At 44.8% G+C, this 15,945-nt stretch carries 14 protein-coding genes and 1 pseudogene; 9 read left to right on the forward strand and 6 right to left on the reverse strand.

The genetic code is table 11. The features are described 5' to 3' along the window. Window positions 1–547 precede the first annotated feature (547 nt). From gyrA to dnaA, 6 genes are all read right to left on the reverse strand, one after another. Entirely contained in the window at window positions 548–2,977 is a 2,430-nt protein-coding gene (gene gyrA, locus ULO1_RS14335; RefSeq protein WP_079933795.1) for a DNA gyrase subunit A, read from the reverse strand. Between the two features lie 27 nt (window positions 2,978–3,004). Beyond that, window positions 3,005–4,909, reverse strand: a complete 1,905-nt coding sequence (gene gyrB, locus ULO1_RS14340; RefSeq protein ID WP_079907556.1) for a DNA topoisomerase (ATP-hydrolyzing) subunit B — start codon at window positions 4,907–4,909, stop codon at window positions 3,005–3,007. A gap of 66 nt (window positions 4,910–4,975) precedes the next feature. Next, window positions 4,976–5,230: an extracellular matrix regulator RemB gene (gene remB / locus ULO1_RS14345; protein WP_078666537.1), complete on the reverse strand. Its 255-nt coding sequence runs from the start codon at window positions 5,228–5,230 to the stop codon at window positions 4,976–4,978. After that, complete coding sequence (gene recF, locus ULO1_RS14350) at window positions 5,208–6,329, reverse strand: DNA replication/repair protein RecF (RefSeq protein ID WP_159446915.1); 1,122 nt, start codon at window positions 6,327–6,329, stop codon at window positions 5,208–5,210. Before recF ends, remB begins: the two co-directional genes overlap by 23 nt. A gap of 15 nt (window positions 6,330–6,344) precedes the next feature. Further along, a complete protein-coding gene (gene dnaN / locus ULO1_RS14355) occupies window positions 6,345–7,445 on the reverse strand; it encodes a DNA polymerase III subunit beta (protein WP_078666539.1) in 1,101 nt (366 codons plus the stop codon). 143 nt (window positions 7,446–7,588) lie between these two features. After that, entirely contained in the window at window positions 7,589–8,923 is a 1,335-nt protein-coding gene (dnaA, locus tag ULO1_RS14360; protein WP_079933797.1) for a chromosomal replication initiator protein DnaA, read from the reverse strand. A gap of 277 nt (window positions 8,924–9,200) precedes the next feature. Here dnaA and rpmH point away from each other — a divergent pair, with 277 nt between their 5' ends. The 9 genes and pseudogenes from rpmH to ULO1_RS14990 all read left to right on the forward strand — a co-directional run. Continuing rightward, window positions 9,201–9,335, forward strand: a complete 135-nt coding sequence (gene rpmH, locus ULO1_RS14365) for a 50S ribosomal protein L34 (protein ID WP_078666541.1) — start codon at window positions 9,201–9,203, stop codon at window positions 9,333–9,335. 91 nt (window positions 9,336–9,426) lie between these two features. Beyond that, the gene (rnpA, locus tag ULO1_RS14370) at window positions 9,427–9,768 is read left to right on the forward strand and encodes a ribonuclease P protein component (RefSeq protein ID WP_078666542.1); all 342 of its coding nucleotides are present in this window, start codon (window positions 9,427–9,429) and stop codon (window positions 9,766–9,768) included. Next, window positions 9,765–9,986 carry a membrane protein insertion efficiency factor YidD gene (gene yidD / locus ULO1_RS14375; RefSeq protein WP_079933798.1) on the forward strand — a complete coding sequence of 74 codons (222 nt, stop codon included), beginning with the start codon at window positions 9,765–9,767 and terminating at the stop codon, window positions 9,984–9,986. Before rnpA ends, yidD begins: the two co-directional genes overlap by 4 nt. Before the next feature lie 45 nt (window positions 9,987–10,031). Beyond that, window positions 10,032–10,715, forward strand: a complete 684-nt coding sequence (locus tag ULO1_RS14380) for a YidC/Oxa1 family membrane protein insertase (RefSeq protein WP_078666547.1) — start codon at window positions 10,032–10,034, stop codon at window positions 10,713–10,715. Continuing rightward, window positions 10,678–11,307 (forward strand): RNA-binding cell elongation regulator Jag/EloR, encoded by a 630-nt coding sequence (gene jag / locus ULO1_RS14385; RefSeq protein ID WP_079933799.1) that lies wholly within the window; start codon window positions 10,678–10,680, stop codon window positions 11,305–11,307. Before ULO1_RS14380 ends, jag begins: the two co-directional genes overlap by 38 nt. Before the next feature lie 57 nt (window positions 11,308–11,364). Then, the gene (mnmE, locus tag ULO1_RS14390) at window positions 11,365–12,756 is read left to right on the forward strand and encodes a tRNA uridine-5-carboxymethylaminomethyl(34) synthesis GTPase MnmE (RefSeq protein WP_242947975.1); all 1,392 of its coding nucleotides are present in this window, start codon (window positions 11,365–11,367) and stop codon (window positions 12,754–12,756) included. A gap of 13 nt (window positions 12,757–12,769) precedes the next feature. Beyond that, window positions 12,770–14,650 carry a tRNA uridine-5-carboxymethylaminomethyl(34) synthesis enzyme MnmG gene (mnmG, locus tag ULO1_RS14395; protein WP_079933800.1) on the forward strand — a complete coding sequence of 627 codons (1,881 nt, stop codon included), beginning with the start codon at window positions 12,770–12,772 and terminating at the stop codon, window positions 14,648–14,650. Next, window positions 14,650–15,342 (forward strand): 16S rRNA (guanine(527)-N(7))-methyltransferase RsmG, encoded by a 693-nt coding sequence (gene rsmG, locus ULO1_RS14400; protein ID WP_078666546.1) that lies wholly within the window; start codon window positions 14,650–14,652, stop codon window positions 15,340–15,342. The genes mnmG and rsmG overlap by 1 nt, the downstream gene beginning before the upstream one ends. 396 nt (window positions 15,343–15,738) lie before the next feature. Further along, window positions 15,739–15,945 (forward strand): annotated as a pseudogene (locus ULO1_RS14990) (hypothetical protein); the annotation flags it as partial.

The following is a 15,945-nucleotide window of genomic DNA, read 5'->3' on the forward strand; positions in this document are numbered from 1 at the left end:
AAATTTAGTTACTCGTGAAACTGACGAGTCCGTTTTACGGTGTAGAACATCCTGTTCAGTTTTCAAGGATCTGTTCTTTTCGGTTGATTATAGGCTTCGCATTACTGCGTTATCTGCTCGCCTCTAATCAACCTCAGTATTGTTGCTTTCCTGTTCGAACTTCGTACCTCGAACTTCGAACCTCGTATCAGCGACGTTTGTTATGATATCACATCGGCAGTTATTCTGTCAACTACCATTTTTAATTTTTTTCGCTCGCGGCAGTACTGTCTGCCGGGCGCTTGCTTATATTAACACATCTTAAATTCATCTGTCAACCCCTTTTTATTTGTTTTTATTTTTACCGTGAAATAATATTTTAGATTATTTGGTTTTATGTATTTCTGATCTTCTTCTTTGTTATCCTTTTGACCCTTCTTTACCCTGAGTTGACACTAAAACTTTAGCTATTTCCTCTAACTTAAGTTTCATCTCCTTTTTTAAAAAAAGAATAAGCATTAATTCTATATTTGCTTATAGAATTAATGCTTTACTGTAAAATTTTTACTTATTCTTCCTCTTCTTTTACTTTAGCAATCGAAGCCAGTTTTTGCTGTTCCCCAATTTTCATCAACCTGACTCCGGTTGTAGCCCGACCGGCGCGTTTGATCTCATCCACTTTGGTGCGGATCATTATCCCGTCGGTGCTGATGGCCATAATTTCTTCACCCGGTTTGACTACCATCAACCCTACTATCGGTCCTGATTTATCGGTTATATTAGCGGTTTTAATACCTTTTCCACCCCGGGATTGTACACGATATTCTGTCAACGGCGTACGCTTGGCAAAACCGTTTTCCGTTACAGTCAACAGCTCGCCGGTATCTTCTACCACATCCAGGGCCACCACAGCATCATCTTTACTCAGGGTGATACCTCTCACCCCTTTGGCTGTTCGGCCCATAGGTCTTACCTCCTCTTCCGAGAAGCGAATGGCCATTCCCAGCCGGGAACCCAGCACGATTTCCGATTTGCCATTGGTTAGCAGAGCCCCAATCAGTTCATCATTTTCTTCTATAGTTAAGGCAACTATCCCATCTTTGCGCCCATGTTTATATTCACTTAAATGAGTTTTCTTTATAATTCCTTTTTTGGTAGCTGTCAGTAAGTAGCAGTCTTCATCAAAACTGCGGCAAGGGATAACGGCCTTGATCATTTCCTCGGGTCCGATATTGATTAAATTGATCAAAGCCGTTCCTTTAGCAGTTCTGCCTGCTTCCGGAACTTCGTGTACCTTGAGTCTATAAATTTTCCCGGCATTGGTCAGGAAGAGCAGATAATGATGGGTATTGGCGATAAATAGATGCTCCACAAAATCCTCTTCCTTGGTACCCATAGCGGTAATACCGCGACCGCCCCGTTTCTGACTCTTGTAGATATCAGCCGGCTGCCGTTTGATATAACCATGATGGGTAATTGTGATTACTACATCTTCTTCTTCGATTAGATCTTCAATATCTATCCTGTTATCCTCATTGGTGATAATTGTCCTTCTTTCATCCCCGTATTTCTCTTTAATTACAGTCAGCTCATCCTTGATGATCTCCAGGACCTTTCTTTCATCTGCCAGAACGCTTTTGTAATAAGCTATTTTTTCCAGTAAATCCTTGTATTCATTTTCCAGCTTTTCTCGTTCCAAACCGGTTAGGCGCTGCAGCCGCATATCCAGAATGGCCTGGGCCTGTTTTTCCGACAAAGCGAACTTCTCCATCAAAGCAGTGCGGGCAATTTCCGTTGTCTGGGAAGAACGAATGGTTTTAATTACCGCATCCAGGTTATTGAGAGCAATCCGCAGGCCTTCCACAATATGGGCACGAGCCTCTGCTTTGGCCAGGTCATATCTGGTCCGACGTACGATTACATCTTTTTGGTGTTCCAGGTAGTAGTGCAGGACCTGAGGTAGATTCAGCACTTTCGGCTCACCGTTGACCAGAGCCAGCATGATGATCCCGAAAGTCTCCTGCAGGGATGTATGTTTGTAAAGCTGGTTAAGGATTACATTGGGGTTGACATCCCGGCGCAGCTCGATAATTATGCGCATCCCGGTACGGTCGGATTCGTCCCTGAGGTCAGTAATGCCATCGATTTTCTTCTCTTTTACCAGGTCAGCGATTTTTTCAATTAACTTGGCTTTATTGACCTGGAAAGGAATTTCATAGACCACAATCCGCATTTTGCCGTTATTCATTTTTTCGATTCTGGCCTGGGCGCGGATAGTGATAACTCCTCTACCGGTACGGTAGGCTTCCTCAATTCCCCTGGTTCCGAGAATTTTGGCTCCGGTTGGGAAGTCAGGGCCTTTGATGACTTTCATCAATTCCCTGTAATCGGCATTGGGGTTATCGATTAACATAATTACCCCATCGATAACCTCCCGCAGGTTATGGGGTGGGATTTTGGTAGCCATGCCGACTGCGATACCTTCCGAACCATTGACCAGCAGGTTGGGGATTTTGGATGGTAATACTGTCGGCTCTTTTAGCGTATCATCATAGTTAGGGACAAAATCCACCGTTTCCTTTTCAATATCAGCCAGCATTTCCAGGGCGATTTTGGACAGCCTGGCTTCTGTGTAACGCATGGCTGCAGCGGAATCGCCATCAATAGAACCGAAGTTGCCATGGCCGTCTACCAGAGGGTAGCGGGAGTTGAAATCCTGGGCCATCCGTACCATAGCATCATAGACTGCACTATCACCATGAGGGTGATAACGCCCCAGTACGTCCCCGACCAAACGGGCTGACTTTTTGTAGGGTTTGTCCGGGGTCATGTTCAGCTCATACATAGCGTAAAGAATACGCCGATGTACTGGTTTCAGACCATCCCGGACATCCGGAAGAGCCCGACCGACGATAACGCTCATGGCATAATCAATATAAGATTTGCGCATCTCGTCTTCTATGTTGATGGGCAGAATTTTTCCTGCCACTTCACTCATTCCACTTCCATCCCTTCTCTATTTACTTTAGATATCCAGGTTGCGCACTTCTTTAGCATGTTTTTGAATAAATTCCCGTCTGGGCTCCACTTTGTCCCCCATCAGGATGGTGAAAATTTCATCAGCGGCAGCCGCATCTTCCATGGTAACCTGCAGAATGGTGCGGTTTTCCGGATCCATAGTGGTTTCCCACAGCTGTTCGGGATTCATTTCACCCAGACCCTTATAGCGCTGAATGGTAATGCCATCCCGGCCAATTTGACCGAGTAGCCGCTCCAGCTCCTGATCGGAATAGGTGTAATAATGCTCTTTTCCTTTTTTAACTAAATATAAGGGTGGCTGGGCTATATAAACATAACCGGCATCAATCAGAGGACGCATGTAACGGTAGAAGAAAGTCAATAACAAAGTGCGAATATGGGAACCGTCCACATCAGCGTCAGTCATGATAATAATTCGGTGATAACGGGCTTTGCTGAGATCAAATTCATCACTGATACCGCAACCCAGGGCAGTGATAATGGCCCGGATTTCCTCATTGGCGAAGATTTTATCCAGACGGGCTTTTTCCACGTTTATAATTTTTCCCCGCAGAGGTAATATAGCCTGGAAGCGCCGGTCCCGACCCTGTTTGGCTGAACCGCCCGCTGAATCCCCTTCTACCAGGTATAATTCACATTCGGCCGGGTCCTTGGAAGAACAGTCGGCCAGTTTGCCAGGCAGGGAAGTGGTTTCCAGAGCATTTTTGCGCCTGGTCAATTCGCGGGCCTTTCTGGCCGCTTCCCGGGCCCGGGCTGCATTTACTGCCTTCTCAATAATCTTTCTGGCGATAGCCGGGTTTTCTTCCAGGAAGGTACCCATCCCTTCGGTTACTACCGCATCTACAATCCCTCTTACTTCCGTATTGCCCAGTTTGGTTTTGGTCTGACCCTCAAACTGGGGTTCCTCTACTTTAACACTGATTACGGCTGTTAGCCCTTCCCGGACATCTTCCCCGGTTAAATTGCCTTCGTTTTCCTTCAGAAGGTTGTGTTTACGGGCATAGTCATTAATAATCCTGGTTAAAGCGGTTTTAAAACCGGCTTCATGGGTACCCCCTTCCGGGGTATTAATATTATTGGCAAAAGAAAAAATCCCTTCGGTGTAACCACTGTTATACTGCAAAGCAACCTCTACCTGTACCCGATCCTTGTTGGCAGCAAAATAGATAACCTGGTCATGCAGAGGGTCCTTGTTTTTGTTCAGGTAAACTACAAAGTCTCTGATCCCGCCTTCATGCTGGTAGACTTCCTCTGCCCCGGTGCGCTCATCCTTCAGGGTAATTTTAACCCCTTGATTGAGAAAGGAAAGCTCCCGCAAACGCTGGGCCAGAGTTTCGTAGTTAAATTCCAGTTCCTCAAAAATCAGGTGGTCAGGCTTGAAGCTAATCTGGGTACCGGTATCCTGACATTCCCCTACAACCAGCAAGTCAGTTACAGGTATACCCCGTTCATACCTTTGTTCATGGATTTTCCCATCCCGTTTAACCCTGGCTATCAGCCATTCGGAAAGGGCGTTTACTACAGAAACACCCACACCATGCAAGCCACCGGAAACTTTATAACCACCGCCACCGAATTTGCCACCGGCATGCAGAACCGTCAGTACTACTTCCACTGCCGGTCTACCGGTTTGCGGATGTATATCTACCGGAATACCCCTGCCGTTATCGGTGACAGTTACACTATTGTCTTTGTGAATCACAACCTCCACATTATCACAAAAACCGGCCAGTGCTTCATCAATACTGTTATCTACTACTTCGTAAACCAGGTGGTGCAATCCCTTCGGTCCAGTAGAGCCAATATACATTCCCGGTCTCTTTCTCACCGGCTCCAGACCTTCTAGCACCTGAATTTGACTAGCAGAATAGGTGTTGCTAGCATTTTGCATCTGGTAATACCTCCAACATTTATTAATACCTCCAAAAAATTATTATAACACAAAAACAGTCCCGGGTCATCCAGGACTGTAGCCAGACCGTTTTCTCAAGGTAGCTGAGGAAATCGGCGACAGGTAAATTTTTTTGTTGGTTATGATAAAGCTTTTAATTTTATTTTCCTCCCCTACCAGTTCAATAAATCCTTCTTCTTCAGCAACCTGCAAAAATTCCTGATTGATTTCCGAAAGCTTTTTCTCATCCTTGTGTAAGTCAATAATAGCAATGACCTCTTTCAACGGAATGACTACATCATTGCCCAGGTGCAGAAACATGCATATTACCCCCTTCGATCCTCCAGGAACCCCCTTGTTTTAACAGAGCTGGTGGCAAATCCTTAATGGAAGTAGTAGTAATAATGGTCTGAATCCGTCCGGAAATAGTTTCAACCAGAATTGCTCGCCGTTCCCGATCCAGTTCCGAAAAGACATCATCCAGTAACAATAAAGGGTATTCCCCTATCTCTCCCTTGATATACTCCAGCTCAGCCAGCTTGAGAGCTAAAGCAGAGGTGCGTTGCTGGCCCTGGGAGCCAAAATGCCGCACCGAAAAGCCATTGATTTTGATTTCCAGGTCATCCCGATGGGGTCCGATCAGAGACTGTCCCCGGCGTTTTTCATCTTCCCTTTTGCTTATTAGCCCCTGCCAGAGGGCCTGTTTTATTTCCTTCTGGCTCATTCCTGATAATTCTATAGTTGTAATATATTTTATTTCCAATTCTTCTCGGCCCTGACTTAACCGGCGCTGGACCAACCGGGCTAACGGGTTTAATTTTTTAATAGCCTCCAGACGTAAATAGATGATTACCGACCCCATCTCCGCCAGCTGTTGATTGATTACCTCCAGCAGATCCTGGTCAAAGTAGTGCCCTTTTTTGGCTTCTTTAAGTAAATAATTTTTTTGTTTTAATAAATTGACATATTTTTGTAAGGTTAATAGATAAAGGCGATTGGTCTGGGCCAGCTCTGCATCCAGAAAACGGCGGCGTTCCGCTGGTTGTCCTTTAACCAGGGCCAGATGTTCAGGAGCGAACAGCACCACATTGTAATTGCCAATAAAATCACTGGCTTTTTTCTTCACCAGGCCATTGACTTTATAGAGCTTTCTTTTTTGTCCATAAGCCAGTTCAACCAGGAAGGGCCCGCTCTTTTTCTCTCCCTCTACCGCAATCCGGAACCAGGGTTTTTGCCACTGCAAAAGTTCTTGATCATTGCCGCGATAGGAACGGCTAAATGCCCCTACGTAAACAGCTTCCAGTAAATTGGTTTTACCCTGGCCGTTTAGTCCGAAGAGAAAATTCAATTGCGGATGAGGTTCCCATTCCAGCTGCTGATAGTTTCTGAAATTGGTCAATTGAACTTTCCTGATTTGCACCAGCTCACCTCAAATCTACTGCCGCAATGGCAAAAGCAGATACAAATAATTCTCATTTTCCAGCGGGCGAATAATGCCCGGGCTGATGGAGCCTGTTAAATCCATGGTTAATTCTTCACTATCCAAATTGCGCAAAACATCGATGAGATATTTGGTATTAAAAGTGATCTGGGTTTCTTCTCCTTCTAGGTATATGGGAATTTCCTCTTTCAAAGTTCCCACCGAACTGCTGGCAGAATTAACTTCCAGCTGGTACTGTTTAACAATCAATTTAATAGTACTGGTTCCATCCTGGGCCAGCAGGGTTGCCCGTTCGGCTGTTTCCAGCAATTCTCTGGTTTTAACACGAAGTCTTGATTTCCATTGGCTGGGAATTACCTGTTTATAAGCCGGGAATTGTCCTTCTATCAAGCGAGAAAACATAATAATGTTGGGCAATTGAATGGCCAGCTGATTCTGGCTGAAGGACAGTTTTACCTCTTCCTCTTCAGGTAACAGACGCAATAATTCATTCATGGTTTTACCGGGAACAATTGCAGAAAACTCTTCCACATTGCCCTGGGACCATTTACCTTTCCGCATCGCTAAACGATGGGTATCAGTAGCTACCAGGGTCAAATTGTCCTGGTAACAATCAAAAAGGATGCCCTGAAAAACCGGGCGGTTATTTTCTACTCCAACAGCGAATATAACCTGTTTTAACATCTGTCTCAGTAATTCTGAGCGAATGGAAAAGACTTTATCGGCTTCAATCTGTGGTATCAAAGGATAGGCTTGCGGATCATAGCCATTGAGCTTGAGCTGGGAATTGCCATACATCACTGTCAGCTGATGGCTCAGTTCATCTACCTTGATTTCAATTTTGGTATCAGGCAGTTTCCTGACCATTTCGGTAAAGTATTTGGCCGGTACCACTACTGCCCCGGAGGTAATAGTTGTGATATTGATAGTAGCTTGAATGGCGATTTCCAGATCAGTAGCAGAAAAAATCAATTTATCATCCACTGTTTCCAGTTTAATACCAGATAAAATTGGCATGGTGGTCTTTGAGGCCACTGCCCGCTGGACTGCAGATACCCCCTGCAGTAATGCTTCACGGCTTGTATAAATATGCATACTGTTGTTGTCCTCCCCATATCATTGTTATCTAATAAAATAAGGAGTAATAGTAGTAGGTGGCGTGAATATGTGGATAAGTCCGTTAGTCCTTGATTTTACCGAAAAAAGTTATGCTGTATGGGCTGTGGATAACCTGTAAACTAATTCTGCAAACGACTGATTAATTCCTGCACAATCCCTTTAACTTCTGCATCTGTGTTGATATCATTGGCGATTTTTTCACAGGCATGCAAAACAGTAGTATGGTCTCGACCGCCAAACTCTTCCCCGATTTTGGGTAAGGAAGCATCGGTAAGTTCCCGGCTTAAATACATAGCGATTTGCCGGGGATAAGCAACGGTTCTGGTTCTTTTTTTGGCTTTAAATTCTTCTACTTTTAAATTAAAGTAATCAGCAACTATTTGTTGAATAAGTTCTATTGAAATCTGGCGCGGCCTGCTCTCTGGCAGCAAATCTTTCAGGGCCTCAGAAGCCAGCTCAATGGTAATTTCACCGCTTTTCATGGTAGCATAGGCGATTACCCGGTTTAAAGCTCCTTCCAGCTCGCGGATGTTGGACTGGATTTTGGTGGCGATAAATTGCATCACTTCATCGGAGACATTCAGGTTTTCCATTTGGGCTTTCTTGCGTAAAATAGCGATTCTGGTTTCCAGATCCGGGGGCTGGATATCGGTAATCAGGCCCCATTCAAACCGGGAGCGCAATCTATCTTCCAGAGTGGGAATTTCCTTGGGGGGCCGGTCACTGGAGATAATAATCTGTTTATTGGCACCATGCAGGGCATTGAAAGTATGGAAGAATTCCTCCTGGGTTCGCTCTTTCCCGGCCAGGAACTGAATATCGTCAATTAAAAGAATATCGATACTGCGGTAGCGGTTACGGAATTCTTCCGTATTATCATCTTTAATGGCATTGATCAGTTCATTGGTAAATTTCTCGGAAGATACATACATGACCATGGTGCCCGGATTATGTTCCAGAATATAATGGCCGATGGCATGCATTAGGTGGGTTTTGCCCAGTCCTACTCCCCCGTAAATAAATAAAGGGTTATAAGCTTTGGCCGGAGCTTCAGCTACCGCCAAAGCAGCGGCATGGGCAAAGCGGTTACTGTTGCCGACCACAAAAGTATCAAAAGTATATTTGGGGTTTAACTGGGGAATTTGTAGCTCATCGGGCAGTTTTTTGACAGGGCTTTCGGGTTCTTCGATATTTTCGGTCCGCTCATTTACGACCACAAAACGGACCTGAACGGGATAGCCCAGCAAAAAACTGATGGTTTCATTAATTAAATCGGAATAGCGGCTTTCCAGCCAGTCGCGGGCAAAGACATTGGGAACACCAATTAAAGCTATATTATTGCGGAGATCGATGGGAGTAGTAGATTTTAACCAGGTTTCAAAGGAAGGTTTGGATACTTCTTTAGCGATAATTGCTAGTACTTCGTTCCACAGTTGTGGAAAATCGTGAGCCATTTAAATACCTCCCCGGGAATTTATCCACAATAAATATCAACAAAATTATACACATATCCACAAAGTTATCCACAGAATGTGCATAAACAATAATAGCAGATTTTGCGCAGCCTGACAATCAATTTTCCACAATATTAACAGCCTGTGCAAAAGCTTGTCCACTAATTATCCACAAGTTACTAACAGAGTTATTAAATCCTTGACTTCACCGGATGATTTGATTATAATTCTTGTGGGATTGTGTCTTTTTCAGCATTTCGGCAAGGAGGTGTGTGCTGTGAAACGGACTTATCAACCCAAAAAGCGCTATGTGAAAAAAGTGCACGGGTTTTTGAAAAGAATGTCCACCAAAGCCGGGCGGAATGTCTTGAAACGGCGTCGCATGAAGGGCAGAAAAAGATTAACTCCGTAGTTTAAGGCCGCTTAGGTGGCCTTTTCAATCTATTTAGGCAGAATTTTTTGTCGGCAGATGGCAAATAATAGCACCGGGAGGCCGCTGAAAGATGTCTAAACAGCTGGTGAAAATTAAAAAAAACCGGGAAATCCGGGAAGTATATAGTAAAGGCAAGTCATTTGCTAACCGGCAGCTGGTGCTTTATGTGGCAGGACCAAATCAATCAGGCCGTACCCGGTTTGCTTTCGTAGTCAGTAAAAAACTAGGGAAAGCTCATGTGAGAAATAAAGTGCGCAGACGTTTGCGGGAAATATGCCGATTGGATGCGAAAAATATTGCGGAAGGATATGATCTGGTAATAATCGCCCGACAGGGGGCGCTGGAGGCTGATTACTGGAAATTACGCAATGCGGTCCGTCATTTGCTGAAAAGAGCAGGGTTGATGTCATGAAGAAATTTGCAGTGAAGATAATCATCTGGCTAATTCGATTTTATCAGAAATATCTATCTCCCCTCAAGGGTCCTACTTGCCGTTTTTATCCTTCCTGTTCACAATATAGCATCGAAGCTCTTGCAAAGTACGGATTATGGCGTGGGGGACTGATGGCCGCCAAACGCATTCTTTCATGTCATCCATGGCATCCGGGAGGCTATGACCCGGTAGAATAGCCAGGGGGTTAGGAGGGAAAAAATTTGCAATTTCTAACTAATTTCATGAATTCATTGCTGAACTGGTTTTATCAATTGACAGTTCAAATCGGTTGGCCCAGTTATGGACTGGCAATAATTATTTTTACCATATTAATTAAAGTATTACTTTATCCTCTCACTTTAAAACAAATGAAATCCATTAAAATGACCCAGCTGTTACAGCCTAAGGTTAAAGAAATTCAGGAAAAATACAAAAATGACCCCCAGAAAGCTCAAATTGCCATAATGGAATTATACAAGGAACACGGTGCCAATCCTCTGGCTGGCTGTTTACCGATTTTGATTCAAATGCCAATTTTTATTGCCCTGTACAATGCCTTGCGGAATTTTAAATATCTCAATGCAGCTCATGCTAATTTTCTCTGGGTGCACCTCAGCAGCAAAGACCCCTATTATATACTGCCCATCATTGCAGCAGCGGCCACTTTTGTCCAGCAAAAAATGAGTATGGCGATGAATACATCCACTGATCCGGCCCAGGAAAGCATGCAGAAGACCATGCTCTATGTCATGCCCTTGATGTTTGGCTGGTTCGCCAGTCAGGTACCTTCAGGGCTGGCGTTATATTGGGTAGTGTTTAACCTGGTGGGAATTGTTCAGCAGTATTTTATCAATCGGCAGACTGTGGTATTAAAGGAGGACTCCGTCGGTGAGGAAAGAGTGCGTCAAAAGCGGAAAAACCGTTGAGGAAGCTATTGCCACCTGTCTGGCTGAATTAAAGGTGGATCGCTCTCAGGTACAGGTGGAAGTATTGCAGGAACCCAGTAAAGGATTTATGGGGCTGTTCAGTAAACCGGCACAGGTAAAAGTAATTTATATTGAAACACCGGTTAACCGGGCGGTCAGCTTCCTGAAGAGCGTTTGTCAGAAATTAGGCTTAAACGTGGAGATTGAGGCTGATGTACAGGGGGAATATGTAACTCTCAATATTACTGGTGAAGATAAAGAAGCCCTGGGTGTATTGATCGGCAGAAGAGGGGATACTCTGGATGCTTTACAATATCTGGTTAACCTGGTGGCCAATAAACAGGCTGATGATCGGCAGAAATTTGTTCTGGATGTAGAAGGTTATCGCAAACGCAGGGAACAGACTTTACAGCGTTTAGCCCTTAAAATGGCGGAAAAAGTCAAGAGATATGGTAAAGAAATCGCTTTAGAACCGATGAGTCCCCAGGAACGGCGTATAATACATACCACACTGCAAAATCATAAATATGTCTATACCACCAGTGAAGGGGAAGAGCCTTACCGTAAAATTGTAATATTTCCTAAAAAATAGTATTTTAAACCCAGTAATTCAAATTACTGGGTTTTTAACTAACCTGGAGGGATAATTTTGGTCAATTTGGAAGATACCATTGCGGCAATAGCTACTGCCCCAGGAGAAGGTGGCATTGGTATTATTCGAGTTAGTGGAGGAGAAGCAAAAAAAATTGTGGATAACTTATTTGTTTCACCGAAGGGGAAAAAAGTTATCCACATGGTTCCTTATCAAATGCTGTACGGTTATATTGTGGATAAAACCGATGGGGCGATGGTAGATGAAGTTTTGGTTGCTTTCATGCAGCGTCCTCATAGCTTTACTGGCGAAGATGTAGTGGAAATCCACAGCCATGGTGGCATGGTAGTTTTGCAGAAAATCCTGGGCCTAGTTTTGAAGGAAGGGGCTCGTCTTGCTGAACCAGGGGAATTCACCAAAAGGGCCTTTATTAATGGCAGAATTGATTTATCCCAGGCGGAAGCAGTAATTGATTTAATCAGAGCGCAGACCGATGCTGCTGCCAAAGTGGCGGCCAATCAGCTGCAGGGGAAGTTAAAGCAACACATTATGGAAATCCGGCAGCAATTATTGCAAGTACTGGCCTATCTGGAAGCGGAAATTGATTTCCCTGATGAGGATATTGAACATTTAACCGGGGTCCAGCTAGCAAATAGATTAACACAGATTAGAGAGAGATTAAATGATTTGCTGGCCAGAAGCCGCCAGGGCAAAATTTTACGGGAAGGAATCCGGGTGGTAATAGCCGGAAAACCAAATGTAGGTAAATCCAGTTTATTAAATGCCCTGTTAAGAGACCGCAGGGCCATTGTAACCGATATCCCTGGTACCACCAGAGATGTGATTGAGGAAGTGTTGAACCTGGGCGGAGTGCCGGTGCGGCTGGTGGATACTGCCGGGATCAGAGAGACTAAAGACCTGGTAGAGCAACTGGGAGTGGAAAAAAGCAAGGAGTGGCTGGAAAAAGCAGATGTTGTTTTATTTGTAATCAACAGCGCTACCGGTTTTAACATTGAAGATGCGGAAATTGCCCGTCTATTATCTTCCCGGCATCAGGTTTTATTGATTATTAATAAGCAAGACTTGAAACCGGAATATAAAGGGGAGGACTTGCCCGAGGAATTGCAGCACTGGCCCCGGGTTTATACCAGTCTTTTGCAGGAAGAGGATACCCGTAAAGTGGAACAGGCTCTGCTGGATTTAATCTGGCAGGGAAAAGTGGTACCCAGCCAGGAACTTTTCCTCAGTAATCAGCGCCATATTTCCGCCCTGGAAAAAGCAGCCGGCCAGCTGGAATCGGCTCTAGCAGCTTATCAAGCCGGGATGCCGGCAGACTATTTGTCCATCGATATCAGAGGTGCCTGGGAAACCCTGGGGGAAATTAGCGGAGAAACTGTAGGGGAAGATTTGCTGGATTTGATTTTCTCCCAGTTTTGTATCGGCAAATAGGGATGGTGAAAGTATGTATCGAGCAGGGGAATATGATGTAATTGTGGTTGGAGCCGGTCATGCCGGCTGTGAGGCAGCCCTGGCTGCCGCCCGCATGGGTTGTAAAACTTTGATCATTACCTTGAATCTGGATAATGTGGCTTTAATGCCTTGTAACCCTGCCGTCGGAGGACCGGCCAAAAGCCATCTGGTCAAGGAAATCGATGCTCTTGGAGGCCAAATGGGGCTGGTAACTGACTTGACAGCTATTCAGATGCGTATGCTCAATACCGGTAAAGGACCAGCCGTTTATGCTTTACGGGCTCAAGTAGATAAGAAACAATATCAGAAATCTATGTTACAGGTACTGGAAAACCAGCCGGGGCTGGATATCAAGCAGGCTCTGGTAGAAGAAATACTGGTGGAAGGCGAAAGAGTTAAGGGGATCAAAACTGTGACCGGGGCCTTTTTTGCTGCCCGGGCGGTGGTTTTGACTACCGGTACTTATTTGCGGGGGAGAATTATCATCGGCGATACGGTTTATGAAGGGGGGCCCAATAGTCAGCTGGCTGCTTACAGTTTAACCGATTCCCTGCGCAATTTGGGGATAGAACTGGGCCGTTTCAAAACCGGTACACCTCCGCGCATACACCGGCGGACGGTGGATTTCAGCAAAATGATAGAACAGCCAGGGGATGAGCGGCTCTGGAATTTTTCCTTTATTTCGCCGGTAACGGAAAGGGAACAATTGAGTTGCTGGTTGACCTATACTTCAGAAAAAACCCATGAAGTGATTCGCAACAATTTGCATCGCTCTCCCTTATATAGTGGCATTATTGAAGGAGTGGGTCCCAGATATTGTCCCTCAATTGAAGATAAAGTGGTGCGTTTTGCTGACAAACCTGCCCATCAGATTTTTATCGAACCAGAAGGCAGAAATACAGAAGAAATGTATGTCCAGGGCTTTTCCACCAGTTTGCCGGAAGATGTGCAGATCGAAATGCTGCATACTATCCCAGGTCTGGAACGGGCTGAAATTATGCGTCCCGGATATGCCATTGAATATGATTATGTCGTACCAACTCAGCTTAGCCCGGCTCTGGAGGTTAAACATATCCGGGGGCTCTTCTGTGGCGGGCAGATTAATGGTACCTCCGGTTATGAAGAGGCAGCGGCCCAGGGACTCATGGCCGGGATCAATGCGGCTCTCTCCGTCAAGGGGCAGGAACCTTTGATTTTAAAACGTTCTGAGGCCTATATCGGTGTCTTGATCGATGACCTGGTAACAAAAGGGACCAATGAACCTTATCGCATGTTAACTTCCCGGGCTGAATACCGGTTATTATTGCGCCAGGATAATGCTGACCTGAGATTAACAGAAACAGGCCGAAAAATCGGTCTGGTGGACGATTACCGCTGGCAGCGTTTTTGTGAAAAGCGGGAACAGGTGGAAAAAGTTAAATCAGAATTAGAGAATATGATAATTACTCCTAAAGAAGAGATTCAGGAAAAACTGGCTGCTTTAAACAGCGCTCCTTTGCGTTCTGGTTTAAGTCTGGCTGAGCTTTTGAAAAGGCCGGAAATCATTTTTGCTAATTTAGGGCTTTTTGGTTATGAAGTAGAAGGGGTTCCGGTTGAAGTAGCAGAACAGGTGGAAATTCAAATCAAGTACCAGGGTTATATTGAAAAACAAATGGAGCAGGTGGAGAGGTTTAATAAACTGGAAAATAAAATATTGCCCGATGATATCGATTACGAAGCAATTCGGGGCCTTTCCGCTGAAGCCCGTCAGAAGTTGAGCAAAATCAGACCTCGTTCTGTAGGTCAGGCTGCTCGTATTTCCGGGGTGTCACCGGCCGATATTTCAATCTTACTGGTTCATCTGGAACAGAGAAAAAGGGTGTTGAATAATTGATGAAAGAAATATTATTAAACTGGTTTTCTCCCGCTGTGACGGAACAACTGGCCAGATATGCCCAATTGCTGGTAGAGTGGAATGAAAAAATCAATTTAACTGCTATCACTGAAGAGAAAGAGATAGCTGTTAAACACTTTTATGATTGCATTTATCCTGCCCGGTTTTTAGATTTAACTCCGGGGTTGAAAGTAATCGATGTTGGCACTGGAGCAGGGTTTCCGGGGCTGGCCCTTAAAATTGCCTATCCGGAATTACAGGTAACCCTGCTGGATTCTTTGCAGAAAAGGACTATTTTTCTGCAGACAGTGATTGATGAGCTGGGGTTAAAGGGGATTGAGGTAATCCATGGCCGGGCGGAGGAAGTGGCCAGGCAAAAGGGCCAGCGGGAAAAATATGATTTGGCGGTATCGAGAGCAGTAGCTGCTTTACCAGTGTTGTTGGAATATACGGCTCCTTTTGTTAAGGTAGGTGGCAGGATTGCGGCCTGGAAGGGACCTAACTTGCTGGAAGAGAAAGAGAGTGCTCATAAGGCCCTGGTGGTTTTGGGTGCAGACTGGTTAACTCAATATGATTATGAATTACCCTTTGCTATGGGGAAAAGGGCACTGGGAGTAATGCAGAAAATCAGCTCTACCCCTGGCACCTATCCACGTAAGGCAGGTACTCCTGAAAAGCGACCCATCCAGTAGCATAATCGTATTGAGGAAGGCTCTTTGCATGCTTGTTAGCAAAGAGCCTTAATTTTTAAAGCCGCCCAAAATATTGAAAGAAGGAATTATTGTTACCTAACAATTTATAAGGACCAAATAGTTTTAAATCTATCACTTTCATTTTTTCCCTCCACCGTTTATATTCTAGTTATAGGATACCATACAATCGACTAATACGAAGAATATATATTATTTTTTAACCCTTTGATCTGCAGGAAGTATGATTTTTACGTTGAATTTAAGGGAGTGGAGGTATGCAGCAGCTTCAGAAAACTAGACTATAATTGATTGTATTTAAAAACTGAGTCAGAAGCGGTTGCTCTTTATGCCCGGGTATCAGCAAAGTCCGGCAGGGTTTCGGGGAGCTGATCAGGAATGCCAGAGAAACACGAGAAGAACAAATTTAGCATAACTGTGTGCGGGGAGTTTTTTCCGGAGATTTACCCGACTCACCGGTCTTCGAAGTGGAGCAGGGGCGAAGAAGACCCGCTGACTACGGAGATGCGTCTCTTCTGTGCCTGTATGCGGTGGGCCTTTAACCGGCTCCTGGAAGGTGCTTCCCGCCATGAAATCAAGAAGTCA

Source organism: Carboxydocella sp. ULO1, from assembly GCF_002049255.1.
GTDB lineage: Bacteria > Bacillota.

Coding starts and splice junctions, on each gene's coding strand:
- gyrB (WP_079907556.1), bottom strand. CDS start 4,909: ATGCAAAATGCTAGCAACACCTATTCTGCTAGTCAAATTCAGGTGCTA.
- remB (WP_078666537.1), bottom strand. CDS start 5,230: ATGTTTCTGCACCTGGGCAATGATGTAGTCATTCCGTTGAAAGAGGTC.
- dnaA (WP_079933797.1), bottom strand. CDS start 8,923: ATGGCTCACGATTTTCCACAACTGTGGAACGAAGTACTAGCAATTATC.
- mnmG (WP_079933800.1), top strand. CDS start 12,770: ATGTATCGAGCAGGGGAATATGATGTAATTGTGGTTGGAGCCGGTCAT.
- dnaN (WP_078666539.1), bottom strand. CDS start 7,445: ATGCATATTTATACAAGCCGTGAAGCATTACTGCAGGGGGTATCTGCA.
- rsmG (WP_078666546.1), top strand. CDS start 14,650: ATGAAAGAAATATTATTAAACTGGTTTTCTCCCGCTGTGACGGAACAA.
- ULO1_RS14380 (WP_078666547.1), top strand. CDS start 10,032: ATGAATTCATTGCTGAACTGGTTTTATCAATTGACAGTTCAAATCGGT.
- yidD (WP_079933798.1), top strand. CDS start 9,765: ATGAAGAAATTTGCAGTGAAGATAATCATCTGGCTAATTCGATTTTAT.
- rnpA (WP_078666542.1), top strand. CDS start 9,427: ATGTCTAAACAGCTGGTGAAAATTAAAAAAAACCGGGAAATCCGGGAA.
- gyrA (WP_079933795.1), bottom strand. CDS start 2,977: ATGAGTGAAGTGGCAGGAAAAATTCTGCCCATCAACATAGAAGACGAG.